16 protein-coding genes are annotated in these 23,709 nt (G+C 54.5%); all 16 read right to left on the reverse strand.

The window, feature by feature from the left end; genetic code table 11:
* Positions 1–151: 151 nt before the first annotated feature.
* The 16 genes from ratA to ACLJZ5_RS16895 all read right to left on the reverse strand — a co-directional run bounded on the left by ratA (position 152) and on the right by ACLJZ5_RS16895 (position 23,576).
* On the reverse strand, positions 152–5,740 hold the full coding sequence (gene ratA, locus ACLJZ5_RS16820; RefSeq protein ID WP_071991565.1) for a DUF823/DUF824 repeat adhesin RatA: 5,589 nt from the start codon (positions 5,738–5,740) through the stop codon (positions 152–154).
* Positions 5,741–5,859: 119 nt separating this feature from the next.
* Positions 5,860–6,828, reverse strand: a complete 969-nt coding sequence (locus tag ACLJZ5_RS16825) for a SinI family autotransporter-associated protein (protein ID WP_024797649.1) — start codon at positions 6,826–6,828, stop codon at positions 5,860–5,862.
* A 57-nt stretch (positions 6,829–6,885) separates the two neighbouring features.
* Complete coding sequence (gene sinH, locus ACLJZ5_RS16830) at positions 6,886–9,081, reverse strand: intimin-like inverse autotransporter SinH (RefSeq protein WP_024797650.1); 2,196 nt, start codon at positions 9,079–9,081, stop codon at positions 6,886–6,888.
* Positions 9,082–9,427: 346 nt separating this feature from the next.
* Positions 9,428–9,649, reverse strand: a complete 222-nt coding sequence (locus ACLJZ5_RS16835; protein ID WP_024797651.1) for a zinc ribbon domain-containing protein — start codon at positions 9,647–9,649, stop codon at positions 9,428–9,430.
* A gap of 87 nt (positions 9,650–9,736) precedes the next feature.
* Positions 9,737–11,209, reverse strand: a complete 1,473-nt coding sequence (der, locus tag ACLJZ5_RS16840) for a ribosome biogenesis GTPase Der (RefSeq protein WP_023196046.1) — start codon at positions 11,207–11,209, stop codon at positions 9,737–9,739.
* 116 nt (positions 11,210–11,325) lie between these two features.
* On the reverse strand, positions 11,326–12,504 hold the full coding sequence (gene bamB / locus ACLJZ5_RS16845; RefSeq protein ID WP_001177072.1) for an outer membrane protein assembly factor BamB: 1,179 nt from the start codon (positions 12,502–12,504) through the stop codon (positions 11,326–11,328).
* A 10-nt stretch (positions 12,505–12,514) separates the two neighbouring features.
* On the reverse strand, positions 12,515–13,135 hold the full coding sequence (locus ACLJZ5_RS16850; RefSeq protein WP_024797652.1) for a YfgM family protein: 621 nt from the start codon (positions 13,133–13,135) through the stop codon (positions 12,515–12,517).
* Between the two features lie 13 nt (positions 13,136–13,148).
* Positions 13,149–14,423, reverse strand: coding sequence for a histidine--tRNA ligase (gene hisS, locus ACLJZ5_RS16855; RefSeq protein ID WP_001107139.1), 1,275 nt, complete (start codon positions 14,421–14,423; stop codon positions 13,149–13,151).
* Positions 14,424–14,533: 110 nt separating this feature from the next.
* Positions 14,534–15,652, reverse strand: a complete 1,119-nt coding sequence (ispG, locus tag ACLJZ5_RS16860) for a flavodoxin-dependent (E)-4-hydroxy-3-methylbut-2-enyl-diphosphate synthase (RefSeq protein WP_000551832.1) — start codon at positions 15,650–15,652, stop codon at positions 14,534–14,536.
* Positions 15,653–15,678: 26 nt separating this feature from the next.
* On the reverse strand, positions 15,679–16,689 hold the full coding sequence (gene rodZ, locus ACLJZ5_RS16865) for a cytoskeleton protein RodZ (protein ID WP_023219898.1): 1,011 nt from the start codon (positions 16,687–16,689) through the stop codon (positions 15,679–15,681).
* Between the two features lie 292 nt (positions 16,690–16,981).
* Positions 16,982–18,148, reverse strand: coding sequence for a bifunctional tRNA (adenosine(37)-C2)-methyltransferase TrmG/ribosomal RNA large subunit methyltransferase RlmN (locus tag ACLJZ5_RS16870; protein ID WP_000003206.1), 1,167 nt, complete (start codon positions 18,146–18,148; stop codon positions 16,982–16,984).
* Between the two features lie 206 nt (positions 18,149–18,354).
* Positions 18,355–18,786 (reverse strand): nucleoside-diphosphate kinase, encoded by a 432-nt coding sequence (gene ndk, locus ACLJZ5_RS16875; protein ID WP_000963846.1) that lies wholly within the window; start codon positions 18,784–18,786, stop codon positions 18,355–18,357.
* A gap of 120 nt (positions 18,787–18,906) precedes the next feature.
* The gene (locus tag ACLJZ5_RS16880) at positions 18,907–19,770 is read right to left on the reverse strand and encodes a 4Fe-4S dicluster domain-containing protein (RefSeq protein ID WP_024797653.1); all 864 of its coding nucleotides are present in this window, start codon (positions 19,768–19,770) and stop codon (positions 18,907–18,909) included.
* The gene (locus ACLJZ5_RS16885) at positions 19,770–20,579 is read right to left on the reverse strand and encodes a dimethyl sulfoxide reductase anchor subunit family protein (RefSeq protein ID WP_024797654.1); all 810 of its coding nucleotides are present in this window, start codon (positions 20,577–20,579) and stop codon (positions 19,770–19,772) included. The genes ACLJZ5_RS16880 and ACLJZ5_RS16885 overlap by 1 nt, the downstream gene beginning before the upstream one ends.
* Positions 20,572–21,201: a DMSO/selenate family reductase complex B subunit gene (locus ACLJZ5_RS16890; protein ID WP_024797655.1), complete on the reverse strand. Its 630-nt coding sequence runs from the start codon at positions 21,199–21,201 to the stop codon at positions 20,572–20,574. The genes ACLJZ5_RS16885 and ACLJZ5_RS16890 overlap by 8 nt, the downstream gene beginning before the upstream one ends.
* On the reverse strand, positions 21,198–23,576 hold the full coding sequence (locus tag ACLJZ5_RS16895) for a DMSO/selenate family reductase complex A subunit (protein ID WP_024797656.1): 2,379 nt from the start codon (positions 23,574–23,576) through the stop codon (positions 21,198–21,200). Before ACLJZ5_RS16895 ends, ACLJZ5_RS16890 begins: the two co-directional genes overlap by 4 nt.
* Between the last annotated feature and the right edge of the window lie 133 nt (positions 23,577–23,709).

Consider the following 23,709-nt stretch of genomic DNA (forward strand, 5'->3'; position numbering starts at 1 on the left):
ATTCCATGAATACAAAAACGTAAAAATACATCGCTACCGGAACAGCGCCAGCCGCAAGGGATACCCAGGTTGGGCGCCGCAAAGCACAACCCAACATTCACGCCCAACATCCGGCACCGCAGTGTTGGGTTTCGGCTTTGCCTCACCCAACCTACTGCACCCGACACGACCCAAAACCAAAATCGCTTTTCACACGAGTACAGGTTTCCACCCCGGTGGTTTCGTTAAATGAGCAGAAACGACCGCTTTGGCTCCCTTCCGTTTGCGACATATAGTCATAGGTGTAACTTGACGCTGGCGCTGACGTCGGCCATCGCAAGGTGCCAATAACGTCACGTAACGCCTTCAGATCGTCCAGCGAGGCCATGTTTTCCTGCGATCCGCAAAGAACAACCAGCGATGTATCCGCATGTCCGCCACTCGCGTAATCGATATAGTTCGGCGACCATACCTCATTATTAAATGGCCACATGCCCGGCCCCTTTTTAGCGAGTTCGGCTCTCAGATACGGGCGGCGCAACGTGACGCCGTTAACCTTCACGGTATCCGGCATATGGCCCCAGTACGACGCATATGGGGTATCCGGGCTGGTTGGCACCGTAAAGATCGCATCGACGCTCGTCGTCTCGGTAGCTTGATCCGCAAGCGTCGCCGTGACGGACGTTCTCAAACCCAGCGATTTATCCTGGTTTAACGTGAACCGCAACTTACCGTCATCGCCGGTAAAGCCATACCATTTCGTGCTGATTCCCTTCTGGTTAGTAAACGGCAATGCCGCACCCGCAGGCGAAACCGGCGTCAGGGTCATGTCTGATGACGAACCTTTGGACGGAACCGGCTCACCAATCACGCCGGGCTGAATGGCTCCGCTATCCACCGTACCACGTGAATAAGAGTAATCACGCGTCAGCATAACCGTCGCCCCCGCCTGTGGTTGCCCGGCGGCGTTCGTTACCGTGACCGTCATCGGTATCGCCTCGCCTGTTTTCATCACCGCCGCCGATTTATCCGCGTTCCACACGTCCGCCGAGAACACCATATTCATATGGCGCGGTTCCGTCAGACAGAGCTGGTAATAGTAATTACCCGGTGTCTCCTGACTAGTGCCGCCTTTATTCGTACTGAGATCAATAAACTGCCAGTAAAGGGTTTGATTTTTTATCAGGCTGTCACCCGCCCACCATTTCTTCTTGATGGGCAGCCCAAGGTCGGTCGTGACCTTGCCGCTGGGATGATCGCCGTACAGCGCCTGGAGATCCACCAGTGTGGCCATCTGATTCATCGAGCACGCGCCATAATCACCGGTATTAAAATTATTCACCGTAGACCAGGCTTCATTAGTTTCAGGATAACTCTGCGCGTGCTCCTGCGATGAGAGTTCGTCATACAGCAGCGGACGCATAAACTTCGCGCCGTTGCTGGCGGTGAAGGTTTCCGGCATGTGGCCGTACATATTGGCTTTGTCGCTGTTCGGGCTGGTGATAGTGGTGAACACCACCGGCAGCGATGAGGTCACCGTCGGCGTATCGGTCAGCGCCGCAGTCAGCACGTTTTTCACCCCCGGCCCATTTGGCTCGGTCAGCGTGAGGGCTAACGTACCGTCTGCCCCGGTCACACCATAAAGCGTATTTGTATCAGTGAATTGTTGCGTCGCGCCACTGCTCTGCGCCACTCCTATATCGGCGTAGCCAGTAAAGTCATAGCCGGCTTTACGCGCCGACCCGGCGTCACGTGTAAGCGAAAAAAGCGTATAAGGCGCCGGGTTGCCCGCCGCATCGGTGGTGGTGACGATCAACGGGAGCGATTCGCTGTTTTTCACCTTCACCGCCTGTACATCGCTATCCGTCGCCAGCGTGGAGGTCAACGTAATCTGCATGGCCGGCACCTGCTGCGTCGGGGAGCAAATTAGATATTGCGTATTGTAAGTCGAGTCCACGCCCGCCGCCCGACGAGTATCGTCACTCAGATCGACGGCATAATAGTTACGGGAAGTGGCGGAGCTTATTGACCCTGCGTTCGAATTACTCCAGTAAGAACGGACGACAGGCCAGCCCTGGGCCGTTTTTATCGTGCGATCGGGGTATTTTCTGTACAGTGAATCCAGCGATGCTATGGAAGGATAATAGCCGCTGGCGCAATTGGCCGGATTGGTTTTCGTTGTTGTCGGCCCGAAAAAACCGGCCCAGGTTTCATTATCTTCCAGGTACGAAACGACATTTGACTTATTCGTCTCCTCGTAAAGCAGCGGGCGCTGATACACCGTGCCGTCCGCTGCCGTCAGCGACGGCGACATATGCCCCCACATACGGGCGACGCTGGCATCCGGGCTGGTGATGACGGTAAAGATGGTGTCGATGCTGGCGCTCACGGCGGCGTTTTCATACAGCGTGGCAATAATGGCTGTGAGGGTGCCGTGAGTGTCCGGGCGGGTGACGCTGATGATGCGGGTGCCGTCAGCGCCGGTCAGCATCCCCATTTTAGTGGTGGTCCAGGCCAGTGATTCACCATCGATCACCACGGGCGTGACGATATTTTGCAGATCCTCACCGTCCTGGGCGGTGTACTTCTCCCCGCGACGGTCATAACCGTCGCCACGGGTGAGCACAAACGGCGTTTCGGGAAGCAGGTTGCCGCTGGCGTCCTTCACCGTCACCTTCAGTTGGACAGTATCGCCCTTTTTGGCTTTGACCGCGTGCACGCCGCTACCGTCATACCATAATGATGGATCGACTGGCTCAATGGTAATCGAGGCTGCCGCCGGGTTAGCGTTGACCAGACAACTGGCGTAAATTGAGACGTTGGCGTTGGCAAATTCGCTGCCGCTAAACAGCGAGATCAGTTTCCACGTGCTGGCGCTCTGGAAGGTGGACGACCAATAGTTAAGCAATGTCGGCCAACCCTGGGTGCTTTTTATCGCGCCGTCGCTGTTGGCCTTGTACAGCGCCTCAAGCTGGTCGATGCGCGGCAGGTGGTTCGCCACGCAGCCGCCCTTATCCGGGTTGCCTGCCGCGTCAGGGTGCAGAACGCGCGCCCAGGTTTCGTTGGCTTCAACCTGGGTACGTTCCGGCGTGACTTCATCCGCCAGCCTGGGTCGCTCAAAGGTCAGATCGCCAACGGTGATGGTGTCGGCCATATGGCCCCACATTTTGGCTTTTGCCGTATCCGGGCTGGTGGCGACAGTAAACTTCACGCTGCGAGAAATGGGCGAGCTGATTAATGAATCGACGGGCGTGATGCTTAACGGCGTCAGCAGCCCCACCCCCTTCGGCTGGGTGAGGATAATGGTCGCATCGCCGTTGGCGTCGGTGATCCCCTGATAAACCTGTCCGGCAACGTAGCCGACGCCGTCAAACTGCATCTCGCCGTTGCTGGTATCGGTAAAGCCAGTCGTCAGCCCGTCGCGCCGCCTGCCGTTCGCCATGGTGACGGTGAAGTCGGTATAGGCGACCGCCATGTCGTTGAGGGCGTTGCGCGAATGAACGTTCAGCTTAATCTGTTCACCCACTTTGGCGTCGGCGTTTTTGATCACCGGGTCGTCGTTGAAGTAGACGTCCAGCACCGCCACCATTTCGTTAGCCGAGCAGGTCAGATAGTTCGGTTCATTGGTAAATTTGCCACTATCGCCGTTTTCGAGGTTGACGTGTACCGTTCCGGAGGCGTCGCTGTCGGCGGCGATGAAATAATCTTCGGTCGGCCAGCCGTGTTCGCTTTCTATCTGGCCGCCAGCATGTTCGCTGTACAAATGTGCCAGCGATGACTGGTCCGGCACCTGGCCGGTGCCGCACTGCGCGGTGGCAGACGCCACCGAGTTAAATGTCGCCCACTCTTCGTTATTTTCGCTGAACTGGCCGTCTTTGTGGCTGGCTTCCACCGCCAGCAGCGGGCGTTTATACAGGTTACCCGCGTCTATTACGCCCTGCATATGGCCCCACATGTTGGCGCCATCCACGTCCGGGCTGGTGACCACGGTGAAAATCACGCTAAAGGGAAGTTCGACGCTGCCGCCTTCATCATCCGGCATCACGATGCGGATGGGCGTCTCAACGCCCAGGCCGCTGTCGTGCTTTAACGTCAGGTGCGCCTGGCCGTTGGCGTCGGTCATCCCGGTATAGTGCTCCGGTGAAGAAGCGCGCATATCGTCACTACTCACCGTTACCCGCTGATTATCCCACGCATCCTGATGTTCTCCCTTACGGTTCTTCGCCGGATCAATCAATATCTCCACGTAACGATAAGGCAGCGGTTTTTGCGTGTCTTTGTCGACCACGGTCATCGCCAGATCAATCTCTTCCCCTACCTGCGCTTTATAGGGCCCCTCCGGAGAGAGGGTTATCTGCGGGTGCGCCGCAGGCTGGGCCTTATCCACACAGCTGACCAGCAGCGTATTGCTGTCGGCTACCCTGGCGACCGACGCGCTGTTCATATGCACCGCAGCGTGATAGCCGCTCAGTTGATCTTTGTTAGATGACCAGTATTCCGCATCGCCCGATACCGGCCAGCCGGTCCAGGTTTCCAACGTACTATGCTCTTGCCTTAGCGCCACCAGTTGTTCGGCGTCCGGCAGAATATTGCAATGGTTATCGGCACCGCTCCAGTCGAACAGCGCCCAGGTTTCGTTGGTATCCACAACGGTGCTATTTCCGCTGGTTTCCGCCGCCAGTTTTGGCCGGGTAAAAGTGTAGGTCGTACCGTTCAGCGTTGCCGTGGTGCTCTCCACCATATGGCCGTACATACTGGCCTTATCGCTGTCCGGACTGGTGATGGTGGTGAAAATGACGTCGACATTCGCCGTTAGCGTGGGATAGTCTGCCGAAGAAACGATAAGACGCGTTTTTACGCCTGGGCCTTGATCCTGCGTCACCACCACCGTGGCGTTGCCCTGCTCGTCCGTTACGCCATGATACTCTGTCTGCGCGGTCGTCAGCTCAGTATTACCAACGTGTACCGGGTTAGCGTTATTAACCACGCCCTGGCGATTTATTGCATCCTCGCGACGGATCACGAAGGCGGCATTCGCCTTTACGTCGCCATTACAGGCTTTGGTGGAGATGGTAAGGGTAATGCTCTCCCCGGCTTTGACTTTCGAGGCGTCAAAATTAGCGTCAAAATGATCGCCGCTCGCGGAAACGGGATCGTTCACCGCCGGTTTGATATTCAGCGTCACTTTTGGGCTAAGCAGCGGAATGATCGCATTATTTGGCACGCCGGTTCGGGTATAAAGCCACAGCGCGGGAACGTTCGTTTCATCTTCCAACTGCGCCCAGGCAACCAGTTGCCGACCCGCCAGATTCTGAGCGCAAAAGGTCTGGTTGAGAATCGGCTGTGGCGAGAGGGGCGTGTCTGGCGTGGCGGCATCGGCCCATACCAGGCTCATGGTCGGCGGCTGTTGATTTTCCCAAGCGATGCTCGGCGGATCGGTAAAAAGATCGCCTTCGGTATCGAGGGCGTTAACCGCACGCATCGAATCTGGAGCCGCATCCGCACTAAAATCGCGCGGCATGGCGGTGAATTCAATATCGTAGGTTTTGGTAGGGTCAAGCAGCATACTTCCCTGATACAGGGGAATAATGGCACCGTCGGCCAGCGGCGCGGTGCCGTTAACCGCGCCGGTCGTCGAGTTCAGCTCTTGCCAGGTCCCGCCCTTCAATAACGCCTGCGCAGGTGCGATCAACACTGCAAACATGATCAGTAATGTCAGTAAGAAATGTACAACTTTATTCACTTGCCGATTCCTGCCCATGAGCGATAGCCACCCGTTTTCATTCTTTGTCGTAATTCAACCCACTTTGCTTAGCGTGCAGCTAAGCAAAGTGCGCGGAAAATACCACTCCCCGCAGGGAGTGGTATGTTGAGGACAACTTATTTGCGTCTGTAGTCGATGGACAAACCAAAGCCCTGGACACCGTCGCTACCCACGGTAACGCCGCCGTCTGCTCCTTCGAACGCCGTTTTCGCTTCGGCGTTGGTGACAGGGATGACAAGGTCTTTATCGTTCCAGCTTTCGTTGACGATACCGCCAGTACCGGTACCTGCAATTTTACTGGTGCCGACGAATTTCCAGCGGTAGTCGTACTGGCTGGTAACCTCTTCACCGGTATCGTATTTACCTGCCGTACCACCCTCTTTATCTTTCCACAACAGAACTTTATAAGTTGTGTTGGTTTTGAGCGGAGTAGAGGTACCCAGCAGGTTGGTGGTTGAGCCAGACTCGTAGATAACCACATGGACGTTTTCATCCACCACCGGACCTTCCGGAATATCGTCGTCATCCGAACCACCGCCCGTATTGGTCGACAGGTCTTTCAACAGCAGTTCGGTTGCCACGGCAGGGTCGCCGGTAGTGGTGGTTGGCGTGATTTTGATACCGATATAGTGGTCTGCATCACCCGCCTGAATTTCATAGGTATCGCTACCTTTGGTGCCAATCTCTTCGGGATTGCTACCATTCTGGTCGCTGTATCTCATCCACTGCACCGTCAGTTTCGTGGCGGCGTTGTCGGTGTCGAGGTCGCCTTCCGTATCGCCAATCGCCCAGTTCACCGTGACTTTATCGCCAACGTGAAACTGCTTATCGCCTTCGGTCGTAATGGTCCTTGAGCCGCGATCGATAGTTACCGTCACGTGATCTTTGTCGGTATCCGCGGTTTTATCCGCCGCACGGGTAATCCACGGCACCGTACCCTGAATGGTGCCCGTCTGTTCAGAGACAATCTGCCACTGCCCCGATTTCAGATTACCGTTTGCCGCCACCGCTGGCGCGGCGCAATATCCGGCAACCACTAATGCTAAAGCGACCTTCGTCAGCCGCCGTTTTACTGTTGCTTGCATTCAGACTCTCCTTTTTCTCCAAATTCAGCGGCTGGCTGGTCAGCCATAACGCTGACGCTATTTCTGGCTATACGTAACGCGTATGCCGTAACCCTGAACGCCATCTTCCTCATTGGCGGCAAACTTCTGCGCTGCCTCTTTATTGGTTACTGGCAGGACAAGATCTTCATTCATGGTGTTGGCCAGCGCGCCGGTATGTCCGTTTGTACTTTGCCCGGTAAACTCCCACTGGTAGTCGTACAGCGACATCTCTTCTTCCGTGAGCTGCTCAGACATCTGGAATACGCCGTCTTTATTCTTGTCGCGCCACAGCAGGAAACGGTAGGTATTATTGACCGTAGGGTGCTTATCTTCTTTGCCGATAAGGTTGACAGGGTTGGCGGCTTTGACCTGATAAATCACCGCATTCAGCGCGCTCAGGTTGTCGCCGATAAAAGTGACATCAACGTAGTTACTGTCGCCATAGGCGTCTGCTTTCGCCTTCCAGCGGAAAGTTCCCGGCAGGGTACTGGAAAGCGTCACCGTCCCCGCTTCTTTGTCACGGCTGGCAATAAACACGCAGGGGGTTTCCGTGGTGCAGGGCGTCTGGGCCAGGGTGACTTTTTTATCATTGCTGTCGTACAACTCTGGCATCATGGTATCGTCCGCCAGTTCGTTACCATTGCGATCCGTGGCGTCGCCAAAAGAATCGGTGATCAGGAGATCCATCACCACGCCGTCTTCGCCATCGGCCAGCGCGCTGGCTTCATGGCTGTGATCGCTGCGATCGGTATCGGCAATGTTGTCGACGATCAGTTCAATTTTGCGATCCTGCTGGACGGTGATTTCAACCACGCCGGAGTTCTGCTTATTGCCCTTTTCATCTTCCAGCGTCATGCGTACTTTCCAGGTGTTCAGGGCGGTGCGCTGCTCCTCGGTCTCGGCATTAACCCAGGCAGGAAGCACCAGATTCCAGCTGTTATTGTTGCCTTCGGTTAACGCATTAGCTTTTACTACCGGCATCACCAGCGTACGGGCGGCGTTGTTTTTCGCCTGCCAGGAAGCAGAAATAATTTTGTAATGGTGGTTAATCAGCGCGTTGACCGTCCACTTACATTTCTCCAGCCCCACCGCAGCCTCAGGCGTATCTTCAATCACGCATTCCGGGTGTTCGTTGGTGGCGTCAGCCTTCAGCCACAACGTAACGTCCAGCGGATCTTTCTCGCGATATTCGAGAACGATGAAATTGTTACGATCGACAAAATCGGTGCGGCTGCCCATTAAGGAGTGCTGAATTTTAACGTTTTCCGGATCGAGCTGAGCCGCTAGCGGCGTGCCTATCTGATAGTTCACGGTCGCGTTAACGCTAAAATCGTTACTATCGCCAGTACCGGCTTTGTAATCCGTACCAACCGTGACCAGCGGTACCGGCGTATAATTTAGTCCGACGGTAACGGCATGAGGATCTTTTTGCAGGTTATCGGTGCCAAACAGCGCCACTTCATCGCCGTAGTACTGTTCGTAAATTAATTTAGCGCCAAGCTGCGGATAAAACGGCAGCCAGCTTTCCATGCGGATATCCCAGCCGCGCGCGGGTCGTTCTTCATAAAAGTCAAAATCTTTGGAATCTTTCCAGTCAGAAAGAGGATGGTAATAGTTGCCGGAGAATTTCAGGTAATCCGTCCAGGCTTCAGTTCCCAGACCTAATCGACGGTGACCGCGCGTAAAATCGTAGTCATAGAATGCGTTGCCGCCAAGCAGCCAGTTGCCGACATTCTGGCGCACGCCAAGCCCAACGTTACCAATGGTGCGGTCTTCCTTACGTTGAGCCGAAATCTGGCTAAAGAAAAGCGTGCTCTGGTTGTCATACCAGGGAATAAAATAATCCAGCGAACTGCCGTCCAGATCGCCGCCTTCGCCAATAGATAAACTGGTACGAACTTTACCATAAGGCGAAAGCATACCTTCGAGATAGGATTGCGCAGAAGACGTGACTTGCCCTTGAATATAACCGCGCGCCTGGGATTCCAACGCTTGCGGGGTGAGATTATCAAAGCCCTGGGTGGCGGAATTAATAAAGTAGTCAGCGCCCCGTTCTTTAAAGGTCTTTCCTTTATTTTCCTGTTCTTCTTTTTTCGCGGATTCGCTGGCTAAATCAGGCAGGGAGGAGTGGCTTTCATCATTATTTGCAGATACAGGGTTATCTGCGCCGGAAGCCGCTACTGATACTCCAGACACTAATAGCAGAACCAGAATGCGAATCCTTCGCACCATATGATATCCCTGTCGTTAAATAAATACGCCTCTATAAAACGATATTATATGGATGATTCACACGGAATCATAACCAACAGGCCTAAATATATTCCTAAAAAGAAATGTTTAATATGAAACAGACTAATAATATTGATATAATAAATAAAAAAGAAAGCTGCTATTTATTTATAATATTAATTTTAGGGAATAATATTCCCTATAAATAGTTGAATAAATAAAAAGAATTAAATAGCCGCCGGGCAGAATACTATGCAGATATTACGGGAGTATCGAATAACTATTTTGCCTTTAGCCGGATAAGACGTCGGCGCCTCTGCTCTGCGGCGCAACGTCGACAGCGGTTTTATTGATCGGAAATGACGAAATTAACCCGTTTTTTTGAAATTAAACCGTGACCGTTCTGGCAAAAATAGTCCATTGCGCCGCAAGCTTTCAAAACCTGTAACGGCTGGCGGCAGTCAGGACAAATTGCCTGTAACGAGAAATCTTTAGCGCATGTCTCGCAATGCGCAGTATCGCCATTGCGCTCCAGCGCGTGATGGCAAACGGGGCAGGTTATTTCCATAACATTCTCCTCAGGCGCGTGACTCACTTTTACTCGAAAGGCCTGATAGCGCGAGCTTGTCAGGCCTGGAATATTACTGAAAAAACATTACTTGCTTTTCTTGATATGTTTCATCAGACGCTTACGTTTGCGCATTTGCGTTGGCGTCAGTGTGTTACGCTTGTTCGCATACGGGTTCTCCCCTTCTTTAAACTGAATGCGAATCGGCGTTCCCATCACTTCCAACGACTTGCGGAAGTAGTTCATCAGATAGCGCTTATAGGAGTCTGGCAGATCTTTTACCTGGTTGCCGTGAATAACCACAATCGGCGGGTTATAGCCGCCAGCGTGGGCATATTTCAGTTTCACACGGCGACCGCGCACCAGCGGCGGCTGATGATCTTCCACCGCCATCGTCATGATACGGGTCAGCATCGCAGTGCTCACCCGGCGAGTGGAACTGTCGTAAGCCTCGCGTACGGACTCAAACAGGTTGCCGACGCCGCTGCCGTGTAACGCAGAGATAAAATGGACGCGGGCAAAATCAATAAAGCCCAGACGGAAATCCAGCGTCTCTTTCACCTGCTCTTTGACTTCCTGGCTCAGGCCATCCCATTTGTTGACTACGATAACGAGTGAGCGCCCACTATTGAGGATAAAGCCCAGCAGAGACAAATCCTGGTCGGAGATCCCCTCGCGCGCATCGATAACCAACAGTACGACGTTAGCGTCTTCAATCGCCTGCAACGTTTTAATCACCGAGAACTTTTCTACCGCATCGGTGATTTTTCCGCGCTTACGCACCCCCGCCGTGTCAATCAGCACATATTCCCGTTCGTCGCGTTCCATCGGGATATAAATGCTGTCGCGAGTAGTGCCTGGCATGTCGTATACCACCACGCGCTCTTCGCCGAGAATACGGTTAGTGAGTGTGGACTTACCTACGTTCGGGCGACCAACAATCGCCAGCTTTATCGGCAGGCTTTGCGGGTCAAAATCATCTTCCGGCACTTCTTCGCCATTTTGTTCCGCCTCGAACTGCGCCCAGTATTCCGCGTCTTCATCCACCTCTTCCTGCGGCGCGACATCATCCATCCACGGCAGAAGCACATGTTCCAGCAGGCTCAATACGCCGCGACCATGTGAGGCGGCGATAGGGTAAATTTCGCCTAATCCCAGCGAGTAAAAATCGACAACCGCCTGATCGGGATCGAGACCATCCGTTTTATTCGCCACCAGGAAGGTCGGTTTTTCACGGGAACGCAGATGTTTGGCAATCGCTTCATCCGCCGGCATCAGGCCAGCGCGCGCATCTACCATGAATAACACCACATCCGCTTCTTCAATCGCCAGCAGCGACTGTTCCGCCATCCGCGTTTCGACGCCGTCTTCGGTGCCGTCAATACCGCCGGTGTCGATACAGATAAACTCGCGGCCTTCAACTTCCGCACGACCGTACTTACGGTCACGAGTCAGACCCGGGAAATCCGCAACCAGCGCATCTCGGGTGCGGGTCAGACGGTTAAATAGCGTGGATTTTCCGACGTTAGGGCGCCCGACAAGCGCGACCACAGGTACCATGTTTAAAGCCTCATTAAAAAAATCATCAGACAACGCGCGCATTTTGCGCCATTGTTAAAAACAGGAAAACGGCCCCTACACCAGGAGCCGTTTTTTAAAACGCACAACCGTGACGATTAACGCGTAATCGCGTAGACCGTACCGTCTTTGGCCTGGATGAGCAGTTTACCATCCGCCACCGTCGGTTCGGTCAGAAAACCGGAACTGTCTACTTTTTGTTGGGCCACAAAACGCCCGTCATCAACATTAATCCAGTGCAGATAACCTTCGCTATCGCCGACGACTAAATCACCATTATACAGCACCGGGGAGGTCAGCAAACGGTGCAGCAGATCGCTTTGCGTCCACAGCGTTACGCCGCCGTCAGTGGTCAGCGCCAGCACGCGATCGTTCTGATCGACCAGGTAGATACGGTCGCCGTCGACGATAAAGTCATTGACCGAACCCAGCTCGCGTTTCCACATAATCTGACCACTGCGCAGATCCAGCGCCGTTAAGTTACCATTATACGCCAACGCGTAAACGACGCCGTTTACCACAACCGGCGTGGTATCAACGTCGCTCAGACGGTCAATTTCCGTTGGGCCAGTGGCCTGGGAGATACGCTGTTGCCAAATCATCTGGCCTTGTTGCATCAACACGGCGCTGACGCGGCCATTGTCGCCACCAACGATAGCCGCGCCGAACGCGGTTGCCGGCGCAGATTCCCCGCGCAGCGACAGCGAAGGCATATCCAGGTTCACCGTCCATTTAATGGCGCCATCCGCCTGATTTAGCGCCTGCAACTGACCGTTGCTGGTATGGATAAGGACGATTCCATCACTGACAACCGGGCGAGACAACGCTTCGCCTGCGACCTTCGTCTGCCATGCTGTAGTGCCGTCGCTGGTATTCAGCGCATAAACCTCGGCCTTTTCACTGCCGATATAGACGTGACCGCCCGCGACCGTGACGCCGCCGGACAACAGCGCGGACGAACGAGAGAACCAGCCGTCTTTTTCGCCCAGATTCACAGACCAGATCTCTTTGCCATCATCCGCATTGAGCGCTTTTACCACGCCCGCGCGATCGGCTGCATAGACCACGTTATCTGCCATTACCGGATGAAGGTTAGAATAAAATTCGCCAATTCCGTTACCGACAGAGGTACTCCAGACAGTGGTCGGGGTAAACTGGTTTTCAACCTGCGGTAATGGAGACATCTTGACGACATCTTCTTCGCCGCTAAACAGTGAACAGCCGCTGAGCAGGGTAACGGAAAGCAACCCTGGCAGAAGTAATTTACGCAATTGCATCGGGTCCCTCTCAGATGGACAAATTGTTGATTTTCATCTGCATCATTTCGCTCAACGCCGGAGAAGCATCGCTATTGACGCCCGCTTCCCATGCGCTGCGCGCGCCTTTTTTATCACCCTTATTCAGCAACGCTTCGCCGCGCAAATCAGCGACAATGGCCGTCCATCCTTCGCCTTTAACGGCATCCAGAGTTTTCAGCGCGGCATCAGCTTGCTTAAGCTGTAACTGAACGCGAGCGAGACGCAGATTAATCACCGCTTTGAGATTTTCATCGCTGGTGGCCGCCAACCCCTGCTGCAACTGGGCTTCGGCTTTTTTAAGTTCATTCTTATCCACAAACTGCTGCGCCAGTTCCATAGACGCCAGCGCACCATAGGTATTTTTATTCTCAGCCGCGAATTTTTCTGCGGCGGGAATGCTATCCGGCTTATCGGCGCTTACCGCCGTCACCGCATTTTGATACGCCAGAGAAGCAGCACGCGCGGACTCCGTCTGATGGCTGCTCCAGTAACGCCAGCCAACCAGCGCGCCAACCCCTAAAATCACTCCGACAGCCAGCGCTTTGCCGTTTTCGGCAAAGAAGCGTTTAATCGCATCCACCTGGTCGTGTTCGTTCTCGTAAATTTCCACGCTGTCCTTCTCCTTAGCCCAATAAAGTGCGCAAATGCGCGGCGACGCTGTCCTGCGCCACTGCCGTTTGCTCACCGGAGCGCAAATCCTTCACTACAACAGTCCCATCGGCGACTTCAGATTCGCCAAGAACCAGTGCAATACGGGCACCCCACTTATCGGCGCGGGCAAACTGTTTCTTAAAGTTGCCGCCGCCGTGGTTTGTCATTAGCTTCACGCCTGGCATTTCATCGCGCAGCCGCTCCGCCAGCGTCATTGCCGCAGACTGCGTTTGTGCGCCGGCAGCTACCAGGTATATATCGACAACAGGAGAGGCAATAAATTCCGGATTAACTGCCTGAACTAACAAAACAAGTCGTTCCAGGCCCATCGCAAAGCCCACTGCCGGGGTAGCGCGACCACCCAGTTGTTCCACCAGACCGTCATAACGACCACCCGCACAGACGGTGCCTTGTGACCCCAGACTGTTTGTTACCCATTCAAATACGGTGCGGTTGTAGTAATCCAGACCGCGTACCAGACGCTGGTTGACGGTGTAGGCAATCCCCGCCGCGTCCAGCAATTTACACAGGCCGGCAAAGTGCTCGCGTGAATCGTCATCGAGATAGTCGCCGAGAGCGGGCGCGTCGTTGAGCAGCGCCTGCACGTCCGGATTTTTTGAATCCAGCACGCGCAGCGGATTGGTATACATACGGCGTTTGCAGTCTTCGTCCAGCGTCTCTTGATGCTGTTCGAGGAACGCGACCAGCGCATCGCGATAGTTCGCACGCGCCTCTAATGAACCAATAGAGTTCAGCTCCAGGCTAACGTGGTCAGCGATGCCTAGCGCGCGCCACCAGCGTGCGGTCAGCATAATCAGCTCCGCGTCAATATCCGGGCCTTGTAAGCCGAAGACTTCGGCGCCTAGCTGGTGGAACTGACGGTAGCGGCCTTTTTGCGGACGCTCATGACGGAACATCGGGCCGATATACCACAAACGCTGTTCCTGATTGTACAGGAGACCATGTTCGATGCCGGCGCGTACACAGCCCGCCGTACCTTCAGGGCGCAATGTCAGGCTATCGCCGTTGCGATCCTCAAAGGTGTACATCTCTTTTTCAACCACGTCAGTAACTTCACCGATCGCGCGTTTGAATAACGGGGTCTGCTCTACAATCGGCAAGCGGATTTCACTGTAACCGTAGCTGCCGAGCACGTTTTTGAGTGTGCCTTCAATGCGCTGCCAGATGGCGGTTTCGCCAGGCAGATAATCGTTCATGCCGCGAATGGCTTGAATGTTTTTTGCCACGTTTATTCTCTTTCTGAATATAAAAATGAACCCTCAGCGCTTCCCCGAACGAACCGGGAGCCATGCGGGTTCAATCATACACGGGAAGCGCGCCGCTTCCCATCACGTTCTTATTTTTCAACCTGCAGCACGTCAATCCGACGCGCTTCATCAAGTTGACTTGCTTTCGCGCGAATACGAGATTCAAGCTGCGCGATCATATCGTCGTTGTCGAGTCTGTCCTTACGCACGCCGTCTTCATACAGGCCGCTTTTCTTATTGCCGCCCGTCACGCCCAGCGTCGATACCAGCGCTTCGCCAGGCCCGTTCACTACGCAACCGATGATCGAGACGTCCATCGGGGTGATGATATCTTCCAGACGCTGCTCCAGCGCGTTCACCGTGCCGATAACGTCGAACTCCTGGCGAGAACAGGTCGGGCAGGCGATGAAATTGATGCCGCGCGCGCGAATGCGCAGCGACTTCAAAATATCGAAACCGACTTTGATCTCTTCCACCGGGTCGGCCGCCAACGATACGCGCAGCGTGTCGCCGATGCCTTCCGATAACAGCAGACCTAAACCGATCGCCGACTTGACTGCCCCGCTACGCGCGCCGCCCGCTTCGGTGATCCCCAGATGCAGCGGCTGATCGATCTGTTTAGCCAACAAACGATAAGACTCAACGGCAAGGAATACATCGGACGCTTTTACGCTCACTTTGAACTGATCAAAGTTGAGACGATCGAGATGATCGACATGGCGCATGGCTGATTCCAGCAGCGCCTGCGGCGTCGGCTCACCGTATTTTTCCTGCAGATCTTTTTCCAGCGATCCGGCATTTACGCCGATACGAATAGGGATGTTTTTGTCGCGCGCGCAGTCCACCACCATGCGAATGCGTTCTTCGTTACCGATATTGCCGGGGTTGATACGCAAGCAGTCAACGCCGTATTCCGCTACTTTCAGCGCAATGCGGTAGTCGAAGTGAATATCGGCAACCAGCGGGACGTTAACCTGCTGTTTGATAAGCTTGAACGCTTCGGCGGCGTCCATGGTCGGTACAGAAACACGAACAATATCTGCGCCAACGCGTTCCAGCGCTTTGATCTGATTAACCGTCGCTTCCACGTCAGTGGTACGCGTGTTAGTCATCGACTGGACGGTGATGGGGGCGCCATCGCCAATCGGCACATTACCAACGTAAATACGTGTCGATTTTCTACGTTGAATCGGAGCCTGGTTATGCATGAAAAATCTCCCGCGTTACCCGTCTGTTACTGCGCCGGTGTCGGTTCGGCATTAAGGGTCAGACGCGCAACCTGATTAGTTCTGATAAAGCGGCTCAGATCGACAGGTTTTCCTTGATACTGGATCTGCACCGCGGCCGGCGCGCCAATTTTAAGTTTATAAGGCGCCTGACCTGTTAGGTTTAAATTACCATCTTTACGCTGCATACCGCTAAACAGCTTCTTACCCGTGGCGTCAGTGACTTCGAGCCAGCAGTCAGCGGTAAAATTCATCACCAGCGCGTTCGGATCGGCAGCAGGCGCCGCTACGCCAGCCTGACTGGTCGGCAGCGCGGACGGCGTTTCCGTTGCCGCTGGCGCGGCAGATGTCGCAGCCGTATCGACATTCGCCTGCGAAGGCGCGACTACCGTATTTTGCGTTGCCGTTGCCGTTGGCGCTGGCGCTGGCGTTTGCGTCGCCGCTGTCGAATCAACCGGCGTCGCAGGAGCCGGAGCCGTTTGCGCTGGCGTCGTATCCTGGCTTGTCGCGTCACGGGTGTCCAGCGGTACATTTTGGCCGCTGTCTTTATCTGCGTTCAGTTCAGCCGTACTTTGATCGGCCATTGTCGTGATCTCTTCCTGCTGCGCCTTATGGTTCTGCCACCACCAGGCGCCGGTCAGCCCTACGACCACAAACAGTACCAGCCAGGTAAAAGACATTAACCAGCCATCGCGTTTTTTGCGACGCTTTCCTAATGAGAAACTCTGCATCGGAGCGACTTTGGCGGCGCGCAGCGGGGCCTGTTTTTCCAGCCCCGGCAGCAGTTCCTCTTCTGGAACATGCACCAGACGCGCATATGAGCGGATATATCCGCGCAGGAAGGTTGAAGCAAGATCGGACGGCGCCTTATCTTCTTCAATATCGCGTACCGTAGAAACCTTCAGGCAAAGTCGCTCAGCGACAGCCTGCTGGCTGAGTCCGAGTTGTTCACGGGCATTGCGCAGACGAACGCCGGTGGTTTGTGCTTCATTTTGGTCGTGCGTGGCTTCAGTATTCATTCGCTACAGCTACAGGTACGTGTAAATTAGGATTCAGGCGCCGACGAGCCGTAATGCCCGCCCACACCGCGAAACATCAGGTTAGTTAACCTTAGTCAGACAGTATAAGCCTGTCAGGCCGCAGATGACAAAACCGCGTAAGACACAAGGCTAAACTCTTGTTGCACCGTTACATACTGCCTTAAAGTCGACAAAAACGCACCGTTATTATTGACCAGACAAGTACAACGCCAGACATTATTCAACTGACATTGCGCCACGGTATAATGAATGCCCCGTGGCGCAACTGCTATCAAATAGCCTTGATGTCAATCACCTCTCCCTGCATACGCTTACGCAGAGTACGTTTAGTACGGTCAATCACATCGCCTGCCAACTGTCCGCACGCCGCATCAATGTCATCGCCACGCGTCTTGCGTACGATGGTTGTGAAACCATAACTCATCAAAACTTTAGAAAAGCGATCGATACGGCTGTTAGAGCTGCGGCCATACGGCGCGCCAGGGAACGGGTTCCACGGAATCAGATTAATCTTACAAGGCGTCTCTTTTAATAGCTCCGCCAGTTGATGCGCGTGTTCAGTGCCGTCGTTGACGTGGTCAAGCATCACGTATTCAATCGTCACGCGCCCCTGATTGGCGTTGGATTTCTCCAGATAGCGGCGAACCGCGCCCAGGAACGTTTCGATATTGTATTTTTTGTTGATCGGGACGATTTCGTCGCGAATAGTGTCATTCGGCGCATGTAAGGAGATAGCCAGCGCGACATCTATCATATCGCCCAGTTTATCCAGCGCAGGCACCACGCCGGACGTTGAGAGCGTGACACGACGTTTGGACAGGCCGAAACCAAAGTCATCGAGCATAATTTCCATCGCCGGTACGACATTGGTCAGGTTAAGCAATGGCTCGCCCATCCCCATCATGACCACGTTGGTGATCGGACGCTGGCCGGTGACTTTGGCCGCGCCGACGATTTTCGCCGCACGCCAGACCTGACCGATAATTTCCGATACGCGCAGGTTGCGGTTAAAGCCCTGCTGCGCAGTTGAACAAAATTTGCACTCCAGCGCGCATCCTACCTGTGAAGAGACACACAGCGTAGCGCGGTCATCCTCCGGGATGTAGACCGTTTCAACGCGCTGATCGCCGACAGCAATCGCCCACTTAATGGTGCCGTCTGAGGAACGCTGCTCTTCAACGACCTCCGGCGCGCGGATTTCCGCGACCTCTTTTAATTTGCCGCGCAACACTTTGTTGATGTCGGTCATCTCATCAAAATTATCGCAGCAATAGTGATACATCCATTTCATCACCTGATCGGCGCGGAAAGGCTTTTCACCTAAGTTTTTAAAAAACTCGCGCATCTGCTGACGGTTGAGATCCAGCAGGTTGATTTTTGTTTCGTTGTTAAGAACTACCGGGGTACTGCTTTCAGGTGTGACAATTTGTTCAGACATATGCTATTCCGGCCTCGTTATTACACGTTATGGCCCCTGGAGGGTTGAAAAAAGAAACGCCCCGGTAAGCTTACTGCTCGTCCGGGGGCGCTGCATTGTACAAATTCTGGCGTAAGGATGCCACGTCTGCACGCGGCATTAGCGAAAATAATATTTGAACCGATAATTTATCGCCAACGCATTTACAGCGTGAAAGACGAAGGAGATTAACGGGTGCGCGGGCACACTTCGCCTTCACCGAAGAAAAAGGCGATTTCGCGCTGCGCGGATTCCAGCGAGTCCGAACCGTGGGTGCCGTTTTCAGTTAAGCTATCAGCGTAGTCGGCGCGCAGCGTACCCGCCAACGCGTTCGCCGGATTGGTGGCGCCAAGCAGATCGCGGTGACGCTGTACCGCATTTTCGCTTTCCAGCACGGATACCACGATAGGGCCAGAGGTCATGAACTCCACCAGACCGTCAAAGAACGGCTTACCGTCGTGCTCAGCATAGAAGCCGCGCGCCTGCTCAACGGTCAGGTGCAGCATTTTAGTGCCAACAATTTTGAACCCTGCAGCTTCAAAGCGCGCAAAGATGCTGCCAATAACGTTTTTTGCCACCGCGTTGGGTTTAATGATGGAAAAAGTCCGTTCAATAGCCATGTTTACCTCTGAAATATGTTCTGTTGTTATGTCAGGCGCGGATTATAAAGAGCATCCCATCAATTGCCTATGGATGCAGGTAACATTTTTTTAAAATAAAATGAGCATTAGCAACAAAAGTTAAAGGCGCACAGCAAACTCATGGGACTGACACAGCACGCAGTGCGTGTGTTCAGACGTAAGAGCATGGAAAGTACGTTTGCAGCTTTCGCAGGTGAGCGTATGCACCGCACTATGCCGCGTTGAGGCGGGTTCCACGTCAAACCGTAGCCGCAGCGCCTGATGCGGACATACCGCCGCACAGCCGCCGCATCCCGTACAACGCGCCGCCGCTATCGTCAGGGTATTGTCGTCAAACTGGATAGCGTTCTCCGGGCAGCTTCGCCAGCAGGCGCCGCACATCCTGCACTCTTGCGGACTGATTTCGGGTACGCATTCGCTGAACGCGGAAAACGCCTGTCTGAGACGCCGTTTCCCCGGCTCGACGGCGCACGGGGTAGTGGCGTCGCGCGGAACATGAAACAGAGTGCGCCGCGAGGCGTTAATCTCCGCGCCGACAACGTGTTTGAAAGACCAGCCCGGCTCGCCATAGCGGCGCAGCGCTAAATTTAGCCCCGCCAGCGCCATCAGCCACTGCGCCGATCGCTCCACCGCAATATCAATAAAGCGAATACCGTACTGGCTGTGCCAGAGAAGCAGTTCATCGACCGTTGGCGCCTGTAGCGAAAACGGCCCCACCAACGTATCCCCCTGCACAAAGCGTTTAACCGGTTTGATACCGGTAATGGCGTCAACAGGACAGACAAACAGACAGTCGCCACAGGCTATGCAGCGCGTCGTATCTATGCTGACCTGCCCCTGCGCCAGCGAAAACGCCTGCGCCGGACAAACATCAGCGCAAGCGCGGCAGGAAGAAAAACGAAAGCGACGACGGACGCAAGCCTGCGTCACGTCTACCGCCGGATCGATCGTCAGGTTAACCATCAGCCAATACTAAAGAAGACGTAGCGCAGCATAATCTCGCCGATAAGCAGCAATACGCTGCCCGCCACCAGCGTCCCTCTGGCGTTTCGCAGACCGCCTGCGGCAAAGCAGAGCATTCCCGCCGCTGAGACACACCAGCCGAGAAGATAGATGTCGCGCAACTGCGCCAGCGCCTGTAGCGGATGATGCGGGAAAGTGACGACCATCGTATCCACCGCATTAATATCCGCCAGCCATAGCGGCTGCATGATCAGGCGAATCAGCACCATCAGTGCGACCACCACCACAGCGCAGCGCATTGCGGCGCCAGCGTTGCGCAGATAAGCCAGCGCAATGACTACCGAACCGATAATGCCTGACGTGCCAAAGAACAGCGCCAGCGTGTTGCTATGCTGCCAGGTCGCCACCGAGGCATGGATATAAACCTGCGCCATGCAGAATACATCCACCAGCCCGAACGCTGCCGCCAGCGCCAGCAGCGGCTGCCAGCCTGGCTTTCGGAAAAACAGCAGCACAACCCCTAGCCCCAGCGCCGCCAGATAAAGGCTGGCAAAGACGATTTCGCGACTCAGCCACGAACTGGCGACATGACGTAACGCGTTTAGTGCATTCAGGGGATAGCCCATGTGCAGCGCTGAAGCAAGCAGCCCCACGCAGGCCAGTACAAACGCCCCCGCCATCGCGGGAAGCGCGCCGCGTGCAGGCACGCGTCCCTCTACGGCGTACTGGCGGCCCAACGCCAGCCACACTGTCACGCCCACGGACCCTTGCAAACAGAGCGTAAAAATCAGCAGCGGTAACTCATGCATGGCGTTTACCCTCTTTTTCTGCGCCCTGATGCGCTTTGACAACCAGATTAGGTTTGGTTATGGATGAATCTGGCAGCCCGTTAACGTCGCATACGCTACCGTACTTCGCGCGCAGTTCATCAATCGGACCAAACTTGATGGCCTCCAGCGGACAGGTCGCGACACAGACGGGCGGTTCACCTTTCGCCAGTAAATCAACGCACATGTCGCACTTGGACATTTGGCCGGTCTGCTCGTTAAGCTGCGGCGCGCCGTAAGGGCAGGACCAGGCGCAATAGCCACAGCCGACGCATTTGTCGGTATCAACGCGCACGATGCCGTCGCCCGGGCGTTTATGCATAGCGGTAGTCGGGCAATTTTTGGTGCAGACAGGGTCCGCACAGTGGTTGCAGGAAATGGAAAGCGTATAAGCAAATACGTTATTGCTGACCCCGCCCTGCCCGGTCGGGATGAAACTTCCGCCCTTGACTTCATAGACGCGGCGGAAACGACGGCCTACTTCCAGATTGTTTTTGTCTTTGCAGGCCACCTGGCAGGCTTTACAACCGGAGCAGCGTGAGGAGTCGATGAAAAACCCCAGTTGTTTATCGCTCACCGGCGAGTAATGTGTAAACTGACTCATGCTTTAGCCACCTTCACCAGCATGGTTTGATGTGAATTTCCCTTCGCCAGCGCGGTAATACGGGCCGAGCTGAGGACGTTCGCACAGCCGCCTTTATCAATACCGTTCTCATCCGGCTGCCACCAGGCGCCGGCCTGCATCGCGACAACGCCGGGAATAATGCGCGGCGTCACTTCCGCCGGGATTTCGCAAATCCCGCGTGAGTTATGAATGCGCACCATGTCGCCATGCGTAATGCCGCGCTTTTGCGCGTCCTGCGGGTTGATCCACAATGTCTGCTGCAGCACTTCAATCAGCCACGGGTTAGCGTATTGCGTTGAGTTGGCGCGGTTTTTTCCTTTCCACGTAATTAACTGGAGCGGAAAATCTTTCGCCAGCGCATCCTCCGGGCCTTCATGCGCGGGAACGTAGTGCGATAACGCCGGGATTTCCGGATGCTGCATGTCGTACAGGCGCTTCGAGAAGATCTCTATTTTCCCTGACGGCGTCGGGAACGGATGATTTTCCGGATCGCGAATATTGTCTTCAAAGGCGATAAATGGCGCGCTCTTGAACAGATGCTGACGGGTCTTTTGCAGCGTGGCGAAATCCGGCAGATTTTCGTCCGGCATCGCCAGGCGCGTCTGTTCCCAGATGTGTTCAATCCACGCTTTCTCATCGCGCCCCTGGCTAAATTCATTCTCAATGCCTAATTTCGCCGCCACCTCACGTAGCCAGTCGTAGTCGGAGCGCCGCTCAAATTCAGGCTCGATCAGTTTTTCAGAGAGTATCAGGTAGCTTGCCGTGCCCCAGGTTTCACCGATGTTCCAGCGTTCCATAAAGCTGGTTTCCGGCAGCAGTAGATCAGCGTATTTCGCGCTCGGCGTCATAAACAGATCGCTGGCGACAATAAACTGGATCTTTGATTCATCCTCCAGTACGCGTACCGCCTGGTGCAGATCGGGGTTCTGATTCGCCAGATAGTTCCCGGCCAGCGAGAACAGAATACGGATGTTACTGTCCAGCTTATCGGCATCTTTCAGTCCCATATCCGGCGTCACTTTGCTGGCGTCGTCTGCGGCCTGCACCCAGTTCATCACCGAAATTTTGGCTTTTACCGGGTTATCCGGCATCTCCGGACCCGCGGCAAATTTACGGTTAGCGCAGCCGCCGTAACCCGCAGCCCAACCGCCTTTGATGCCGACATTACCGGTAATGGTCGCCAGTAGGGTCGAGCCGCGCGCGGTGCGCTCGCCGCAGTTGTGGCGCTGTGGTCCCCACCCCTGAATCAACGCGGCGGGTTTGGTATTCGCGTAATCACGCGCTAACTGGCGAATGGTTTGCGCCGGCACATGGGTGATCTTTTCCGCCCACTCGGGGGACTTAACGACACCGTCTTTGGCGCCGGTCAGATACGCCACCAGCGATTCGTTAGCCGGTACGCCTTCCGGCATTGAGTCTTCGTCAAAACCGATAGCGTAGCGCGCAATAAATGCGCGATCGTGCAGATTCTCGCTGATGATGACGTACATCATCGCGTCCATCAGCGCATTGTCGGTGGTGGGCAGCAGCGGGATCCACTGATCCGCCAGCGACGAAACGGTGTCGGAATAGCGCGGATCGACCACGATAAACCGCGTACCGTTCTGCTTCATCTTCTGCAAGAAATAGTTGGTATGACCAAAAATGGTCTCCGTCGGGTTATGGCCCCACAGAATCACCAGTTTGGTCTCCAAAAGCGTATCCAGCGAACTGCCGCTGGCGGCAGTGCCGTAAGTATAAGGCGTCGCCGCCGCCGTGTTGCCCATACTCACAGAATGGTAGCTTTCGAGATAGCCGCCGGTCAGATTCAGCAGGCGACGCGCCATTTTATCGCCGGAAAAGGTGCCGCCGGAAACGGCGGTGCCAACATGAACATAGCGCGAAGCCGGGCCATATTTTTCAGTAATCGATTTTAAATTATCGGCGATTAAGGTTGTCGCTTCATCCCAGGAAATTCGCTCGAACTTTCCTTCACCGCGTTTTCCTACGCGCTTCATGGGATATTTAAGTCTGTCAGGATGATAAACAAATTTACGGTATGCGCGTCCACGAACACAGGCACGCATCACCGGCATTTGCGCATCCAGCGCATTATCCGGTCGCGTTGAAATTCGTGTCACGATACCGTCACTAACATGCGCCCGAATATCGCATTTGCCCCCGCAGTCAAAAGTGCTGCATGTCTGAACGACTTTTTCCGCAGGCCTGTTTTCAGTTGCCGTCACAGCACGCGCCTGAGCGGTAGCTGGCGAGGAGACAAACGGTAACGCAATAAGCGCGGAGCTGGCCTGGATAAAGTGGCGGCGAGAAATAGCGGGCTGTTCGCCATTTCCCTGGCTTTTTATATTTTTCATGATCCGACTCGTCAAATAAAAACCCATTCTCGCGTTTTTATGCGCTGGTTCTCTTGATATTTATCAAGCTCCCTCATTAAGGGTAATTCCGGAAAATTAATAATTCTCATTAACTTTAAATTAAATTAAATAA

The organism is Salmonella sp. 5800, from assembly GCF_046558195.1.
GTDB lineage: Bacteria > Pseudomonadota > Gammaproteobacteria > Enterobacterales > Enterobacteriaceae > Salmonella > Salmonella enterica.